Source organism: Bifidobacterium sp. N5G01 (genome assembly GCF_002742425.1).
GTDB lineage: Bacteria > Actinomycetota > Actinomycetes > Actinomycetales > Bifidobacteriaceae > Bifidobacterium > Bifidobacterium hominis.
Window position 1 is genome coordinate 151,755 of sequence record NZ_NJNP01000001.1, and the last position, 16,805, is coordinate 168,559.

Consider the following 16,805-nt stretch of genomic DNA (forward strand, 5'->3'; position numbering starts at 1 on the left):
ACGTATGGCAAACTTATCCGACACGATTTATGTGAACGCTCACGTAAATCGTGTCGGATGCGTCCGGAACTTCACCTGTTATCTCCCTGGCGTCGGCTTCCAGTCAAGATCGTCGAGAAGCTGGTTCGTCCATCCAACGACCTCATCGGAACTCATTGGCCCGGATCCAAGCGAACCCGCAAACGGGGTGGGGATCACATACGTTTGGGTGACTGGCCTGTACTGGATGCCTTTGTAGATTCGTGCCATGCGCATCTGCACGGATTCACGTGGCTGGAATTTGGACACGCGAATGTTACGCCCTTGACCGATGATCTCCGTAATGCCAAGCTTTCTTGCTTTGAATCGCAATCTCGCCACATCGAACAATGCTTCGAAATCGACCGGGGGCTTGCCGTAACGATCCGTAAGCTCATCGCGCAACTCGTCGAGATCGGCTTCCGTACGTGCCCCTGCCAGCTTGCGGTAGGCTTCCAATCGCAACTTGTCGGAATCGATGTAGCTGACGGGAATGGACGCTTCGATCGGCAGATCGATTGTGACAGCAACCGATTCCGTACGTTCCGGCTCCTTGTACTGTTCGACAGCTTCGGAAACCATGCGCACATACAGATCGAAGCCAACGCCCTCGATATGCCCGCTCTGCTCGTCGCCCAGCAGATTGCCGGTGCCACGCAGCTCGAGATCCTTCATCGCCACGTCAAAACCTGAACCAAGCGCAGTGTTCTGCGCGATGGTGGCCAGTCGGTCATGCGATTGCTGGGTCATCGGCTTGGTCGGATCGTACAGGAAGTACGCGTAGGCACGTTCACGGCCTCGCCCGACACGGCCACGCAGCTGGTGCAGCTGGCTTAGGCCGAAACGGTCGGCATGATCGACGATCAACGTATTCGCATTGGAAATATCAAGACCGGTTTCGATGATGGTGGTACACACGAGCACGTCAATGTCGCGATGCCAGAAGTCTCGGATCACACCGTCGAGCTGCTTCTCCCCCATCTTGCCATGGGCGATGCCGACATGCGATTCCGGCACCAGCTCGTGAATCTTCGCGGCAACCGAAGCGATGTCTTGCACTCGGTTATGCACGTAGAACACCTGGCCACCGCGCAACAGCTCACGCCTGACCGCAGCAGTGACCTGAGCATCCTCATACGCGCCAACGTAAGTAAGCACCGGCAAGCGGTCTTCCGGAGGCGTGGCCAACGTGGACATTTCACGAATGCCCGTAACGGCCATCTCCAGCGTACGCGGAATCGGCGTTGCCGACAGACTCAGCACATCCACATTGGTACGCAGCGCCTTCAACGTCTCTTTGTGTTCGACACCGAAACGCTGCTCCTCATCGATGATGACCAGTCCCAGATCCTTGAATTTGACCTTCGGCCCAAGCAGTTTGTGCGTGCCGATCACCACATCGACGGAACCGTCTTCAAGTCCCTTGATGGTGTCGCTGATCTCCTTGGTGGTTTGGAAACGGCTCATCGCCCTTACCTTCACCGGGAATCCTTCAAAACGTTCGGTGAACGTCTCGAAATGCTGTTGCACCAGCAATGTGGTCGGCACCAGTACAGCCACCTGTTTGGAATCCTGCACCGCCTTGAATGCGGCACGTACGGCGATTTCGGTTTTGCCGAATCCCACGTCGCCGCAAATCAGGCGATCCATCGGCACGGACTTTTCCATATCGGATTTGACTTCGTCGATGGTAGTCAGCTGATCGGCGGTTTCTTGGTATGGGAAAGCGTCTTCCAATTCTTTCTGCCAAGGGGTGTCTTTGCTGAAGGCATGCCCCTGCATGCGTTGACGTGCCGAATACAGTTTGACCAGATCTTCGGCGATTTCGTGCACATGCTTACGCGCTTTCGCCTTGGTAGCAGCCCAGTCGGATCCGCCCAGTTTGTTGAGTTTCGGAGCGTCGGCACCGATGTATTTGCTGACTTGGTCAAGCTGATCGGTGGGGATGAACAGTTTGTCGGCAGGGGCGCCGCGTTTGCTGGATGCGTATTCGATGACCAGATATTCGCGTGTGGTCTGGTTGGCACCCGCTCCGATGGTACGCTGGCGCATTTCGAGGAACCGGCCGATGCCATGCTGCTCGTGCACCACGTAATCGCCGGCCTTGAGCTCCATTAGGTCGATGGCCTTACGGCGGCGTTTCGGTGTTTTTGTCTGCCCCGCAGCCGATGTGCGTCCGGTCAGGTCGCGCTCGGTAAGCAACGCGACTTTCGCCGCGTTGTCAACGAATCCGTCGATGGCACGCGATCTGATGCAGTCGAAGTTGGCGATTCCCGTTTCGTTGATGGCACGCTTGAGTCGAACAAGAGTGCCTTTCGCTCCTGCAGTGACGGTGACGGCATAGCCGGCATCGAGAAGACCTTCGATACCGGATGCGGCTTTGGCTTCATCCCCGCGATATTCGCCGGGATTGGAAGCGTCGAGCTGAATGTGCCCTTCCCTGCTTGGGTCCACGCCGAAACTCGTAAGCTTCCATACGTCGTGTCTTGAGAAAACCAGCGATGAAATCGTTTCTTCAAAATCGTAGAAATTCGCCTGATCGAACGTAATCGGAGCGCCGGCACCATGACCGGATGCTGCGACATGCCAGCTGGCAGCAAGAAACTCATTGGCGGTTTTTGCGAGATCGTCAGCCGAACGACGCAATTTTTCCGGATCGGATAGCATGACCAGCGCATGCTTGGGCAACATGCCCTGCACCGGCTCCATGTCATCGACCAATGCGGGAAGCAACGATTCCATACCTTCGACCGGAATGGCGTTGGCAATGGACTCTAGCATGTCTTCGGCATTGGGAATGGATCCAATCAGGGATTTCGCACGCTTGCGCACCTTGTCGGTCAATTGCAGTTCACGGCATGGCGTGGCCCAAACCACAGGAACGTCCTCACCATATGTGCGCTGATCCGAAGCGTGGAACTCCCTGATGGTATCGATCTCATCACCGAAGAACTCAATACGCACCGGATGCGGCAATGTCGGCGGAAACACGTCGATAATGCCGCCTCGCACCGCGAATTCACCACGATCCATCACCAAGTCGACTCGAGTATAGGCGTTTTCCACCAGTCGACTCGACGCCTCTTCGAGCGCCAATTCCTCGCCTTGAGAGAACACCAAAGGCTCCACGTCGGCCAAACCTGCAACCACTGGCTGGATCAGGGATCGCACCGGCATGACGAGAATGCGGATGGGTCCGAACAGCTTGCTTCCCTCTTGAGGGTGCTTTAGCCTGCGGAACACCGCCATGCGGCTTGCCACGGTATCGGCACGTGGCGAAAGGCGTTCATGCGGCAAAGTTTCCCATGCTTCAAGCTGTGCCACGTCGTTTGGATCGCCGGAATACCACGAACGAATCGCCTCGACCGTTTCCTCGGCTTCGCGGCCAGAGGCCACCACAAGCACAACCGGCCGCGTTCCCGATGCTCCAGCGGCCAGTGCCGGGCGCAATCCTTCGGGAATGCCAACGGTAATGCTGGGGTCTATGTCGGATTCCGGCACCTCGATCTCACCGGAAATCAGTGCACGAAAATCCTCGTCGGTTTCGAGTACGTCAAGAATGCCAGCCAGAGAACCTGAAGTCGGCAACTGCACCGGTTCAGCGGCCATTGAACTGCTCCTGAGCCTTGGTGAGGCCACTGAAGATGATGGTTTCAGCGGCATCAGCGCCATCGGCGAGGAATTCCGGAAGCTGCTTGCGCTGATCCGGCCCGAATCCGCCCAGCACCCAGTTCACGGTGTTGTCGTGGGCGTGGGCACCTCGCTGCGCGTGGCCAACGCCCATGCGCACACGGGCATACTTCGGAGTTCCCAAGGCGCGATCAATCGACTTGATGCCATTATGGCCGCCTGCGGAGCCGCCTGCCTTGACTTTGATACGTCCGAAATCAAGATCCATGTCATCGTGAATCACCACGATATGGTCCGGTTCAATCTGGTAGTAGGCGCTGATGGAAGCCAATGCATTGCCTGACTCGTTCATGTAGGTGAGCGGCTTGGCCAGGAAGAATTTGACGTTACGACCAGACAGGTTCATCACACCCTTGCCGAGCATGGCAAGCCCTTTATGGTCGGAAAAGTTGACCGACCAACGTTCGGCAAGCAGATCAGCTGCCATAAATCCCATATTGTGACGGGTGCCTTCATATTTGGAGCCCGGATTGCCGAGTCCTGCAATCAGCCAGAAATCAGATGCCATTGAAATCGTTCCATTCATTCATACATACGATTGCGCGCATTCATATTGCGCCACGTTGTCTCGTCTTGATAACCGCAAAGATTGTACTTACAGGTCGAGATACCAGTAACTCATGTCACGCATGGTGCCGGTGGAATCGGTGGCGGCGGTTGGCATGAGTCCAAACTGTGTAAAACCGAACCGTTTCATGAGCGCGATCGAACCGGCATTGTCTGCGAAAATAATGCCGCATGCCTTACGCATATTACGTTTCCGGCATTCTTCGAGCAGTTTGGTGAGCGTATACGTACCGACTCCCCTGCCCTGCCATTGCGGGTCGATGTAGTAGGCAAGATCGGTAACGCCGTCATATCCCGCGCGATCATAGAAAACGGAAAGCGCGCTGAATCCAATGATCTGCTTCTTTCCGTCATCATCTACCGTTTCCGTGACGAACACCGCGTACGGATCATGATGCGATTCAACCCATGCTTTGCGCTGTTCGTATGTGCGTGGGGTTGTATCGGCTGATGATCCCCCTCGTATGACTGCCGCATTGTAAATGTCGGTGATTGCTTGAATGTCGTCTTGCGTTGCGACGCGATAGGAATACTCGGTCATGCATTTGAGCATACCGGGCATGCGCATAAGGCGGAAGGACGGTTCCATATGAGGAACAGTCCTTCCGCCTTATGCAAACAGCGCTCGTTCGGAAATCGTACGAAAACTACTGTTCGAGTTCGAGCGCCTTGTTCAACGCTTCCTGAAGTTTCTTCTGCGCTTCGCCATAAGCGGACCAATCGCCCTTCTTCATGGCCGCGTCGGAATCCTTCATAGCCTGGGAAGCGTCGTTGAGGGCACTCTTCAGATCGTTGCTCATCGTGCTGGAACCGCCAGTGCTGTCGGAACTGCCGCCATCGCCGGAATTCGATCCAGATGACGAGTCAGTGCCGTCCGTTCCGGAAGAACCGTCACTGGTATCGCTCGTGTCGGTCTTGCTGCTGGTGGAACCGTTGACGTTTTCGGCGTCGCCCGCGGACGCGCCGGAGTTGCCGCCGAACACCTGATCAAGCGCTTCGTCCAGCGTGTTGGCGAATCCGACCTGGTCGCCGAAGGCCACCAATACCTTCTTCAGCAGCGGGAAGCTGGTGGAACCGGAGGACTTGACATACACCGGCTGCACGTACACCAGTCCACCACCGAGCGGCAGTGTGAGCAGATTGCCTCGCTGCACATTGGTGGAGCCGGATTCGAGCAGGTTAAGTTCCTTCGATACGTCGGCCGACGCATTGAAGTTGTTCTGTGCCTGACCGGGGCCTGGCACATTGGAATCCTTCGGCAACTCCTGCAATCGAAGAGTGCCATAGTTCGCGCCGATCTTGCCTTTTTCGTTGCCCGCATCGGAATCGACAGACAGGAATCCCGTCAAAATCTCTCGGGTTGACGTACCTGCGGGAATATACGACGACGTCAATGAGAACACCGGCTCGTTGGAGCCGCCGGTCTGCAGCGTCAAATAGTAGGGCGGTTGCAAAATGTCACGTTCCTGCGCCTGCTGGGATTCGGTCGGATCGACCGGGGTCTGCCAGAAATCCTCACCAGAGAAGAACTGGTTGGCGCTCGACACATGATATTTGGTCAACAGTTCGCGCTGCACCTTGAACAGGCTTTCCGGGTAACGCAGGTGGCTCATCAGATCGCCGGAAATCTCCGACAGCTGGTGGTACTGGCCGGGGAAGATCTTCTGCCATGCCTTAATCACCGGATCGGATTCGTCCCACACATACAGGTCCACGGAACCGTCATATGCATCGACGGTGGCTTTCACGGAGTTGCGAATATAGTTGGCGTTCTTCGAAGCCAACTCGCTCACGGTGGCAGAAGATTCCGTGGTGGAATCCTTAGAGGCTTCGCCCAGATCGGTCATCTGCGAATACGGGTAGGCGTCGGAAGTGGTGTAGCCGTCGACGATCCACTTGACGCGGCCATCCACAACCGCCGGGTACACACGACCGTCAAGCGTCAGGTATGGTGCGACCTTGGCCACACGCTCCTTCGGGGAACGATCGTAGAGGATTTGCGATTCGGAGTTCACACGGTTGGAGAACAGAATCTGGTCGGAGCCGAAACGGATGGCATACAGCAGTCGGGAGAAGACATTGCCGATCTTTGGACCGCCGTCGCCGTCGAAGGTGTTCGTGGCTCCTTCGGAACCGGTCGGGTAATCGAACTCCCACGACTGCGTGCCTTCCGGAGCGCCCACAATCGAATATTCGGAAGCGTTCGGCGAGAAGTAGATGCGTGGCTCATACTGTTCGGATTCGGTGAGCTTGCCTTGGGTTGGGATGCCCGCCTCAAAGAACTTCGGCTGGCCGTCAGCGGTCACCTTGTTGCCGTAGGCGGCCACCACACCATAGCCGTGCGTATACACGGTATGGTCGTTGACCCAGTTGCGATTGTCAAGACCGGCAAGGTCAAGTTCGCGTGCCGCGATCACCGTGTCTTGGCTCACGCCATCGACCTCATATTTGTCGACGGCAAGAGTGTCGGCAAACGTGTAGTACTGCTTGGATTGCTGCAACTGCTTGAACGTTGGGGAAACTATCTGCGGATCGAGCAGTCGGATCTGCGCAGTCGATTCCGCGGAATCGGCCAGCGCGCCTTCCTCGCCTTCGGTGGTGGCTTGGTATTGTTCCGTCTTCACATTGTTCAAACCGTAAGCTTCACGCGTGGCGTCGATATTGCGTTGGATATAGGTTGATTCCATCTCCTGCGCATTCGGGTTCACTCGGAAACGCTGCAGTAGCATCGGCCATGCCACGGTAAGCACCAAGCTCACTACAATGGCGGATGCGATGGCCACGGTCGGCACTTTCCACGCCTTGAACGCTTCGGAAGCGCGTGCCGCAATCGGGGCCTGACCTTCCAGAGCATGCGATTTCATGATCCACACGCCGAGAATCACACCCAATATGGCGGTGATGGCGGCCATGATGAAGGTAACGGGAATCGTGGCGTTGACCGTGGTGTAGGTGGCGCCGGTAATGCGGCTACCCTCCTGCGTGAGGTGGGAGAACACGCCGAGCACCTGATTCGCGGCCCAAGCGAACATGTTGAGCATCAGCCAGATGCCGATCTGCCTACGGGCGCGCTTGGTGATGTGGAACAGTCCACGGCCATGCACTGGCATGGTGATACGGATGCCGCCCATCATCACATGCGTGACGATGGAGAAGATGATACCTGCCAGCAGCAGCAACGACACCGCCGACATAATCAACTTCAAGCCAGGCAATACGAATACGTAGAAACCGTTGTCGATGCCGAATTGCGGATCGGTGGTGCCGAAGCTCTGGGCATTGAACATCAGCAGGATCTCAGACCAGTTCGCATTGAACTGCGATCCGAACATCAGACCGACGATCAGTGAAATCACCACTGCCACACGACGTGCGCTCTTCGAACTTACGCCTTTGCCTACTTCGATGGTGTCGCCGTTAATGCGAATGGTGGAGCCGTCTGCAGCGTCAGGGCGGGCCCAGATCGCAAGCGACGCAGAAAGGAATCCGACCGCGGCGATCAACAGCGCATATGCCACCCACAGGCCTACCCTAGTGCCCAGCTGCGTCCAAATGACGCTTTGGAAGCCAAGCTGCGCATACCACATAACGTCGGTGATGAACTGCGCCAGACCGAAGAACAGTCCGACGATAATGGCGAGCGCCAGCACCACTCCGATCAGAATTTTGCTGCCATTCGACGGTTTTCGTGGGCGGTTCGGCTTGCGTGTGATGCGCGGACCGGACGGGCCTCTTGGAGGCATGTTCGCCGAAGACCGGGCGGTGTTGTCGCCATCGGTTTCGACATTGAGAATGATGGGATCATCGTTACCGGATTTATTGGCACGCTGCCCTTGAGGACGGTTCGGGCCGCTTCCCGGGTCAAACATGGGACCAAACATATCAAAGAAAGACATGCTAATAGCCTATCGATAGGCACGGAACGGCTTTACGCCGCCAGCCTAACGTTTACGCAATCCACGAACACGAATCCGCCTGCATTTCCCCATGCGAGAGGATTCGTCATCACCGGCATGTGATAATGACACCATGAAAAGGGTCCACGTTCATTTCGCTCGTTTTGCTGTCGCACTGTGCGCCATAGCACTGCCGCTATCGTTCGCCGGATGTTCATCCAACACGGATTCGAGTGTTGGTTCCAGTCAATCCGAGCAATCGAATTCGCAGCGATCCGACGCATCGCATGATTCGCTTGACAAATCCAGTGTGCCGAGCGTGGTGGACGACTCTCCGCATGGCAAAGCCGTAGCTGCAGTCAAGGCCATGAGTCTTGCAGAGCGCGTCGGTCAGCTTGTCCTGGCACCCCTCTACGCGGGATCTGATCCTTCCTCATTGCAGGATCTCATCGTGAACCAGCATGTCGGTTCGGTGCTGATCATCGGCAACTGGAATTCGGGGACGGCCGGTGTCGCCGCAGCCACATCCGCATTGCAATCGTATGCGCCGGACAATAATCAGCTGTTGATGACCACCGATCAGGAAGGTGGTTTGGTGCAGCATCTTCAGGGTTCTGGTTTCGACCAGATTCCTTCCGCCACTTATCAGGGAACGATGTCGACCGATCAGCTTCGTCAGTCGGCGGCCGTATGGGGTTCCCAGCTTAAGTCGGCTGGCATCAATGTCGATTTGGCGCCGGTGGTGGGCACGGTAACGGTAGATAGGGCTTCCAATGACCCGATCGGCGCACTGTATCGTGATTTTGGTCTTGATGCGGACGGCAATGCCGACCATGCCAAGGCGTTCATTCAGGGCATGGCGGATTCGGGTGTAGGCAGCGCCATCAAACACTATCCTGGTTTGGGTTCGGTGACGGGCAACACCGATTTCACCGCCGACGGCATTCTTGATACCACCACCACCTTGGATGGTGCGGAAATCGGCGCGTTCAATAGTACGCTGGAAGCGAATCCTTCCATGGTGATGATGTCGCTTGCCACCTATCAGTCCATTGATCCGAATAATCCTGCCGTGTTCTCCAGCGCTTTGGTAACGGATTATTTGCGCAATACGGTCGGATTCCAAGGTGTCATCACTTCGGATTCTTTGTCCGCCACTGCGTTGGGCGGCATTCAGCCAAGTGATTTGGGGGTGCGATTGGTCGATGCCGGAGGTGATCTTGCCTGCATTGGCGCTTCCGATTATGTTCAACCGATTTTGGATGGGCTGAATGCAAAAGCCGCGGCCGATTCCGCTTTTGCAGACAAAGTAACGCAGTCCGCGATTCGTGTGATGACATTGAAATACAGCATGGGACTCGCTTCTTGATTGCGAAATATTGATTGCGGAACATGCAATCGAATATCTTCAGTATAGGAATAATCGCAAGCAAGCAACATAAATATAAGAAAAACAATCCCCGTCTTCCGAAATGAAAGACGGGGATTGTTTATGTATGGCCGTTAATTTCAGCAACAGCAACTGGTGTTGGGATGCTTGCGATCGTATTCCTCTCGCATGCGCCAATATTCACGTTCGGTCAGCGGGGTTTCGCCGGGATGTTCGCTTGCGAAATGCTCCAGATAGTGGTCGTATTTCGCTTCTCCACTGAATTCGCGCACATACCAGACGAATCCGGCCTTGGCTTTCAATAAGGCGGACCAGATTCGTCTGACCATGGTGGTGAGTCCCTGCATCAGGCTGCGGCCTGTTCCTTCTGCGCCAGCTCGTAGCTCTTGGCGGCGTATTCGCGCTGCACCTTCTTTTCGAGCTTGGTGGCGATCAGGCTGGACGGTGCGAACCATTCGGATTCCACGAACGGCTCCTCGGACGTGGTTTCCACACCGAACTTGCCCTTGGCAAGAATCTTCACGGTCTGGTAGATACCGATGACCAGGAAGACTCCCATCATGACCATGAAGAACACGGAGAGCACGCCGTCAAGGTACGCATTGGAGAGTGCGGCCTTGGCGTTGACCAACGCTTCGCCTTCCAAAGTGCCGCCATCGATCAGCGCCTGGTACTTGGAAGCGGTGGCGAAGTAACTGATCGGTCCGACGATCTTCTGGAAGTCGGCGGTGAAGGTCACGGCCACATCCCAAACGAGAGGAACAACAGGAATCCACAGGTACTTCTTATAGCCAAGCTTGGCCACGCAAACGGTGACCAGCATGAAGCATGCGGCGGCAAGCAGCTGGTTGGAAATACCGAAAATAGGCATCATGGCGTTGATACCACCATTCGTATCGCACACGCCGACCCACAGCAGGCCACCCCACAGGGCGGTTGCGATCAGCGTGGTGATGATGTTGCCCGGTTTCCATGTCGGATCAGCGAACTTCTTCAGCTTGCGCACGTTGCCCAGCAACTCACCAATCTGATAACGGGCCACGCGGGTGCCGTTGTCAACGGTGGTGAGGATGAACAACGCTTCGAACATGATGGCGAAGTGGTACCAGAAGGCCATGGAGTCATGACCGCCGAGGTAGGACTTGAGGAAGTTGGCCATACCCATAGCGAACGTGGTGGCGCCGCCGGTGCGGGAAACGATGGTGTTCTCGCCAATGTCGGAAGCGGCCTGCTTCAAAGCGTCGGCACCTTCATAGGTCTTGGCATTGCCGTTCTCGTCGACAGAATCCCAAGTGACCTTCATCTGGCTGCCTTCAATGTCGGAAACCTTCATCGAATCCACGGCCTTGACCGCGGCCTCAGCCTGCTCGTCAGGAGTGGAAGTGGCGGTCAGGGTCACGCCGGAAGCGGTGGAGATCTGCGAGGCGGACATGTTCGTGGAGAAGTAGACGCCCTGGGAAATGGTGATGGCTGCAATCAGTGCGATCACGGCGGTGAAGGATTCAACCAGCATGGAGCCGTAGCCGATCATGCGGATCTGGTTTTCCTTCTCCACAGCCTTCGGGGTCAGGCCGGAGCTCACTGCGCCGTGGAAGCCGGAAAGAGCGCCGCACGCGATGGTGATGAACAGGAACGGGAACAGGTCGCCTGCAAAGGTCGGTCCCGTGGAGGTGGACGCGAATTCAGTCAGAGCCGGCATCTGCACGGACGGATTGGCGATGAGAATGCCGAGCACGAGCAGCACAAGCGTGCCGATCTTCATCAGCGTGGACAGGTAGTCACGCGGGGTGACGAGCAGCCAGTGCGGCAACGCGGCGGCGGCGAAGGAGTAGATCACCAGTGCGATAACCAGTTCCTTGGCGTTCAACGTGAACACGTCGGCGATTGCCGGAACGCTGGAGATCCAACCGCCAGCGATGATGTCGATCACGAGCAGCACGAAGCCGAGCACCGTGGTTTCGATAACGCTACGATGCAGGAAACGCTGGAAGCAGCCCATGATCAAGGCGATCGGAATGGTCATACCAATAGAGAACACGGCCCACGGCGAGGAAGCCATGGCCTTGATGGCCACGAGCGCAAGGAATGCCATGGCGATGGCGGTCATCACGATCAGGAAGATCGATAGGATAGTGCCGCCGAACTTGCCCATTTCGTCGGTTGCCATCTGGCCGAAGGAACGGCCGCGACGCTTGGCGGAGATCCACAGCATGAGCATATCCTGCACGGCGCCGGCGAAAATCACACCGAGAATGATCCACATCACGGACGGCAGATAACCCATTTGGGCGGCCAGAATAGGACCAACAAGCGGGCCCGCACCGGAAATGCCGGCGAAATGCTGGCCGAACAGCACGCGACGGTCGGCACGTTCGAAGTTGGCGCCGTCATGCACGCGCTCGGCCGGCGTCGCGTTCGCATCGTCGGTACGCATGATCTTGATCTGAATATAATACGCGTAGAAACGGTAAGCGATCGCGTAGGAGCACAATGCCACAACCACGAACCAGATGGCGCTGATCTGCTCGCCACGGGAAACCGCCAGAATAGCCCAACCAATAGCGCACACAATGGCGATGGCGGCCCACAGCAGGGCCTTCGGCCACGTCCACACCATCTTCGGCTTCACACCGACAGGGAGCCCCTTCGAATTGCGGATGACGCGTTCCGCCTCCTCAGGCGTGTAATCATCCTTGAACTCCAGTTTGCCGGGCGCTGGAACCGCGGCATTGGCAGTGCTTGCTGCACTAGTCATATTGTTCTCTCTCGTTAGATATAACTCTTCGATACAGCCAGAGCCGCTCAACACAGCTCCTTATCGGCTAAAGAAAAAGAGTAGGCTCGTCAATCGCATCAACGCATTTCTTCTCACGATATGGGATATCAGCAATAACAACTGTGGAAAATCCCTATAAAACGCACTTCAATTTTGAGGAATCCTGCAAAATGGATAATCAAACAAAAACAAGCTGAAGCAATGCCATATATATGGCGGTGCCGCCGGCGATGGAGAGCAGCATGCTGCGTTTCCATATGTGCAGTATGACGATTACGGCGATGGCGATCGCTTCGGGAATGCCATGGCTTCCGGCAAAAGGATTGACGTTTTTAAGCGAATACACCACCAGCAGTCCGGTCATGGCGTACGGAAGCACGTTGCCGAGATAGTCGACGATACGCGGCGGCTTCTTTGATTCCGGGAAAAGCATGAACGGCAGAAAACGGGTGATGATGGTGCCAAGTACCGCCATCAGTACGGTAACAATGCCCTGCCATGTGGTCATGATCATGAACGTGCCTCCCCCACTTCGTTTCGGTCCGCAGCAAATCCGACCTCACCATCGGCATCATCATGTTTCAGATCATCCAAATACGGACGCAACACAATGAACATCACCAGCATGGCGATCAACGACGGAATCATGAAATTATCAGCGCCAAACAGTGCCAGGCAGATCACCGGCACCATAATGCCCGTCAATGCCGCCATATGGCTTTTGAGTTTCGTAGTCAGCCATTGATCTACGAAAATGACCACGAACAGCGCGGTCATCACAAAGTCCAAACCGGTCATGTCGAACGTCAATCGCCCGCCGACAATGCCGCCGAACGTCGCCCCAGCCACCCATGAAACCTGATTCAGCAGCGACACGAAGAAATAAAACCAGCCGCGGTCGACGCCTGCCGGTATCTGCGCGCTATTGTTGACTGCGAATGTCTCGTCGCACATGGCGTAGATCAAGTACGGTTTTTTCGCCCCCATGTTTTTGAAACGCTCCAACATGGACAGACCGTAAAACAGGTGCCTCGTTCCCATCATCATCGCCAGCATAAGCGTGGCGAACGGATTGAATGCGGAAACCAGCAGATTCACTGTAACGAATTCCATGGAACCGGTATAGATGAACGCGCTCATGCACAGCGACCATAGGAACGAAAAACCACGCGCGCCCATAAGCACGCCGTACGACATGGCCAGAAAGAAGAAGCTGACGCAAATCGGCAGCACTTTGGGGAACGTGGCTTTGAGCGCATGCGTCCTCACTCCCCCACGCTGCTGGCTCATCCGCATTCCTCTCTGCCTTACACGGCAAGTTTCATATATGACTGCAATACCTTGCGATTGCTTAATTGTTCAATCGCCCAATTTATGGTACCGACATTCATGTTCCGCAAACACCCGCTTGCATATCGGCATTGCTTATAACGCGCTTAATCCTCTCGACCTATTCCGCCTCCTGCGAAACATGGCCATACGTTTGACTTCAAGTACTCGAGGTTTCTATCTTGGCAACAGAGCGTTTTTCCAAGGAGAGTTATCAATGAGCGACATGCAAGAGGTCCGTCAGGCATTGCTGACCGGCGAACGCGCCGAATTTCAAGCATCGGACAAACGGTATATTGACACGATTTTCGACGATGGCGAGTCGCCATTGAAGCATGCACATGCTATTGAGCTTGAGTCGAGTTCATTCAAATGGAAGTATCCGCTGTGGTATTGCTCGGATATTTCGGCGAAGGATTGCACGTGGTTCGAGATGGCACGCGCAGGCGTGTGGTACACAGACAACATTCGCGTCGAGGATTGCACATTTGAAGCGCCGAAGAATTTCCGCCGTTGCCATGATGTTTTGTTGAGGAACGTTGATTTCGTCAATGCCGAGGAAACATTGTGGGATTGTTCAAATGTTTCACTGAATAATGTGAGTGCGCGCGGTGATTATTTAGCAATGAATTGTTCTGATTTCAAGGCTGATAATCTGCGTTTGGTTGGTAATTATCCGTTTGATGGCGCACGCAATATTGAGATTTCGAATTCTCGATTGATTTCCAAAGATTGCTTCTGGAATTGCGAGAATGTGACTGTGCGCGATTCGTTTATTGCTGGCGAGTATTTGGCTTGGAACTCTCGTAATGTCACGTTTGAGAATTGTACGATCGAAAGCCTGCAGGGCTTGTGCTATGTGGACAATCTCTTGTTGCGTAATTGTCGTTTGATCAATACGACGCTTGCTTTTGAATATTCGAATGTGGACGCCGATATTCACAGCACCGTCGACAGTGTGTTCAATCCTTCGTCTGGCACGATTCGTGCGGATGCCATCAAGGAATTGACGCTTGACCCAACGAAGATTGATCCGAACAAGGTGACGATAATTACCGACAACAGGTAAACATCACTGTCGATCAAAAAACAATATTTGAGGAGCTGCAAATTATACTGTAGCTCCTCAAATATTTTTATATCACCAAGCAATCGGCGCTTTACTATTGATCACAGATTGTCGGTGTCAATGGCGATGGTGACCGGACCGTCGTTGATCAGTCCAACGCGCATATGCGCTCCGAAGCGGCCTTCGCGTACTGGCACGCCACCGGATCGCAGCGCTTCGTTGAATTTGATCCAAGTAATGTTGGCATGTTCCGGCTTGCCCGCTTTGACGAAGCTTGGGCGGTTGCCTTTCTTCACTTCGGCAAACAACGTGAACTGTGAAATGGATAGGATTTCACCGCCGATGTCTTTGATGGAACGGTTCATTTTGCCTTGCTCGTCTTCGAAAACACGCAGGTTGAGGATTTTGTGGGCAAGCCAAGAAATCTGCTCCTCACCATCCTCATCGGTTACACCGACCAGCAGCATGAATCCCGGTCCAATCTGCTGCGGTTCAAAGGTGGGGTCTACGGCGCCCAGTTCGTTAACAACGTCAACACTGGCTTGGCTCACTCGTTGCACTACTACTTTCATAAACCCCACCTTACCGCGCGATCAGTTTCGTCTTGGTATCAGCCGGCTTCAGTAGAGCTTTTCGCCGTTGAGCTGCTGGCCCACCAAAACCATTCAGCAGATCGCCCTGCCTCATGTTTGTCAGTGTGTGCTGTGCGTCGATGCCGCGCGTCGCACAGCGACCGAAGCCAGCAAACCGATGAGCAGCATGCATCCTGCCACCAAGAGTGTCCAACGGTTGCCCTCAATGAACCCGGAAGTCATCGCATCGGCGATTTTCGGCGCTTCGTCACCGAATTGGGCTGCCGGTCCATCGCCGCTGCGGAACGAGCCAATTACACCGCCAGCCGAGCTGCTGACCGCCTTGGCCAGTCCCAAGCCAACACCCATAGCGCGCCCCATGGCGGAGTTTGTTCCGGATGAGGTGACGGAGATATCGTGGAAGACGATGGCATATCGGGCTGAAGCTGATGTTGGAACTTAGATGGCTGTTCCATGATGACGTTTCCTCTCCTAGTCATAATGCAGGGTCTGGCATGTTTGACTGCCGCCATACTACTACGCATGGCGTTGCGCGCTCACTCATCCAGACGATTCAGCCTTGATGTTTAGCCATGGAAGTAATCCATGTCAGACATAGATTTAGGTGACGTGCCCGTCACGGAGCCAACGGAACCCGGCTATCGGGATTCCATGGTCCCGGTTCCTGCATCACAATCTGGAGGCGGCACCCTCGTCGATGAGCCAGAGCAGTTCCTCACCATCGGCGTAGGAGCTTGGCGCATGCGGGTTGTTGCGTTGCGCGAATGCTGCAGCAACCGCGTCCGCCTTGCGCGCTTCGGATGTGAACACCCACGTGTGCTTCGATCGTGCGATCATCGGCACGGTCAGCGTCAGGCGCAGTGGCGGCGGCTTAGGTGAATCTTGTACACCGGCAACAAGCACATGCGGATCGTCGATCTCCGACTCGCCGTGATCGGGGAACAGGGATGCGAAATGCGCGTCCGGTCCCATACCGAACATGGCGATGTCCAAAGCTGGATTCTCACCCAACTGTTCAATGAGTTCACGCTGGTATTGCGCGGCGGCTTCAGCCAGTACCGCATCAGTCTGTTCGGGTGATGCTGCCGCGACGCTTTCCAAGTTACGCTCATCGGACGGCATCGCATGAATGTTGCCTGCCGGCATACGGCCGTCGTCAACCAGTTTGCCATACCATGCCTCACGCGCCTGCTTGGCGTTGCGGTCGTCACTGTCGGCTGCCACGAATCGTTCGTCGCCCCACCATACGTGCACGCGGCTCCAGTCCACAGCATCGTTCAATGGGCTCGCGTTCATGGCGTCGAACACTCGGTTGCCGTCGGTTCCACCGGTCACGGCAATGTCAACGCGCGTGCGATTCGGTTCCGACAGATAATCGGTGATGGTCAGCAGCGTGCGTGCGGCCACGGCTTCAGCCAGAATCTGAGGATTAGGATATACAACGGTGGTACGTTCTGCCATATGCTCTTCCTGCATT

At 55.4% G+C, this 16,805-nt stretch carries 13 protein-coding genes; 2 read left to right on the forward strand and 11 right to left on the reverse strand.

Annotation, left to right across the window (positions count from 1 at the left end):
• Nucleotides 1–78: 78 nt before the first annotated feature.
• The 4 genes from mfd to CE168_RS00675 form a co-directional block, all read right to left on the reverse strand.
• Nucleotides 79–3,627, reverse strand: coding sequence for a transcription-repair coupling factor (gene mfd, locus CE168_RS00660; protein WP_099570709.1), 3,549 nt, complete (start codon nucleotides 3,625–3,627; stop codon nucleotides 79–81).
• Nucleotides 3,617–4,216 carry an aminoacyl-tRNA hydrolase gene (gene pth, locus CE168_RS00665; RefSeq protein WP_099570710.1) on the reverse strand — a complete coding sequence of 200 codons (600 nt, stop codon included), beginning with the start codon at nucleotides 4,214–4,216 and terminating at the stop codon, nucleotides 3,617–3,619. The genes mfd and pth overlap by 11 nt, the downstream gene beginning before the upstream one ends.
• Before the next feature lie 87 nt (nucleotides 4,217–4,303).
• Nucleotides 4,304–4,816: a GNAT family N-acetyltransferase gene (locus CE168_RS00670; RefSeq protein WP_099571149.1), complete on the reverse strand. Its 513-nt coding sequence runs from the start codon at nucleotides 4,814–4,816 to the stop codon at nucleotides 4,304–4,306.
• Nucleotides 4,817–4,922: 106 nt separating this feature from the next.
• Entirely contained in the window at nucleotides 4,923–8,171 is a 3,249-nt protein-coding gene (locus CE168_RS00675; RefSeq protein ID WP_099570711.1) for a UPF0182 family membrane protein, read from the reverse strand.
• Between the two features lie 133 nt (nucleotides 8,172–8,304).
• On the opposite strand from CE168_RS00675, the gene CE168_RS00680 reads away from it, so the two are divergent.
• Complete coding sequence (locus CE168_RS00680) at nucleotides 8,305–9,540, forward strand: glycoside hydrolase family 3 N-terminal domain-containing protein (protein ID WP_236824274.1); 1,236 nt, start codon at nucleotides 8,305–8,307, stop codon at nucleotides 9,538–9,540.
• A 140-nt stretch (nucleotides 9,541–9,680) separates the two neighbouring features.
• On the opposite strand, the gene CE168_RS00685 is transcribed toward CE168_RS00680, so the two are convergent.
• The 4 genes from CE168_RS00685 to CE168_RS00700 form a co-directional block, all read right to left on the reverse strand.
• Nucleotides 9,681–9,890, reverse strand: a complete 210-nt coding sequence (locus CE168_RS00685; protein WP_099571151.1) for a YbdD/YjiX family protein — start codon at nucleotides 9,888–9,890, stop codon at nucleotides 9,681–9,683.
• A 17-nt stretch (nucleotides 9,891–9,907) separates the two neighbouring features.
• Entirely contained in the window at nucleotides 9,908–12,316 is a 2,409-nt protein-coding gene (locus CE168_RS00690; protein ID WP_099570712.1) for a carbon starvation CstA family protein, read from the reverse strand.
• A 199-nt stretch (nucleotides 12,317–12,515) separates the two neighbouring features.
• Nucleotides 12,516–12,851 carry a branched-chain amino acid transporter permease gene (locus CE168_RS00695; protein ID WP_099570713.1) on the reverse strand — a complete coding sequence of 112 codons (336 nt, stop codon included), beginning with the start codon at nucleotides 12,849–12,851 and terminating at the stop codon, nucleotides 12,516–12,518.
• Nucleotides 12,848–13,633: an AzlC family ABC transporter permease gene (locus CE168_RS00700; RefSeq protein WP_099570714.1), complete on the reverse strand. Its 786-nt coding sequence runs from the start codon at nucleotides 13,631–13,633 to the stop codon at nucleotides 12,848–12,850. The genes CE168_RS00695 and CE168_RS00700 overlap by 4 nt, the downstream gene beginning before the upstream one ends.
• Before the next feature lie 259 nt (nucleotides 13,634–13,892).
• Between CE168_RS00700 and CE168_RS00705 the strand changes: the two genes are divergently transcribed.
• Nucleotides 13,893–14,735: a DUF3737 family protein gene (locus CE168_RS00705; protein WP_201797047.1), complete on the forward strand. Its 843-nt coding sequence runs from the start codon at nucleotides 13,893–13,895 to the stop codon at nucleotides 14,733–14,735.
• 101 nt (nucleotides 14,736–14,836) lie between these two features.
• Here CE168_RS00705 and dtd read toward each other — a convergent pair whose 3' ends face one another.
• From dtd to pgl, 3 genes are all read right to left on the reverse strand, one after another.
• Nucleotides 14,837–15,307, reverse strand: a complete 471-nt coding sequence (dtd, locus tag CE168_RS00710) for a D-aminoacyl-tRNA deacylase (protein WP_099570716.1) — start codon at nucleotides 15,305–15,307, stop codon at nucleotides 14,837–14,839.
• 120 nt (nucleotides 15,308–15,427) lie between these two features.
• Nucleotides 15,428–15,688 (reverse strand): hypothetical protein, encoded by a 261-nt coding sequence (locus CE168_RS00715; protein ID WP_236824276.1) that lies wholly within the window; start codon nucleotides 15,686–15,688, stop codon nucleotides 15,428–15,430.
• Between the two features lie 309 nt (nucleotides 15,689–15,997).
• Nucleotides 15,998–16,789: a 6-phosphogluconolactonase gene (pgl, locus tag CE168_RS00720; RefSeq protein WP_099571152.1), complete on the reverse strand. Its 792-nt coding sequence runs from the start codon at nucleotides 16,787–16,789 to the stop codon at nucleotides 15,998–16,000.
• Nucleotides 16,790–16,805: the final 16 nt, after the last annotated feature.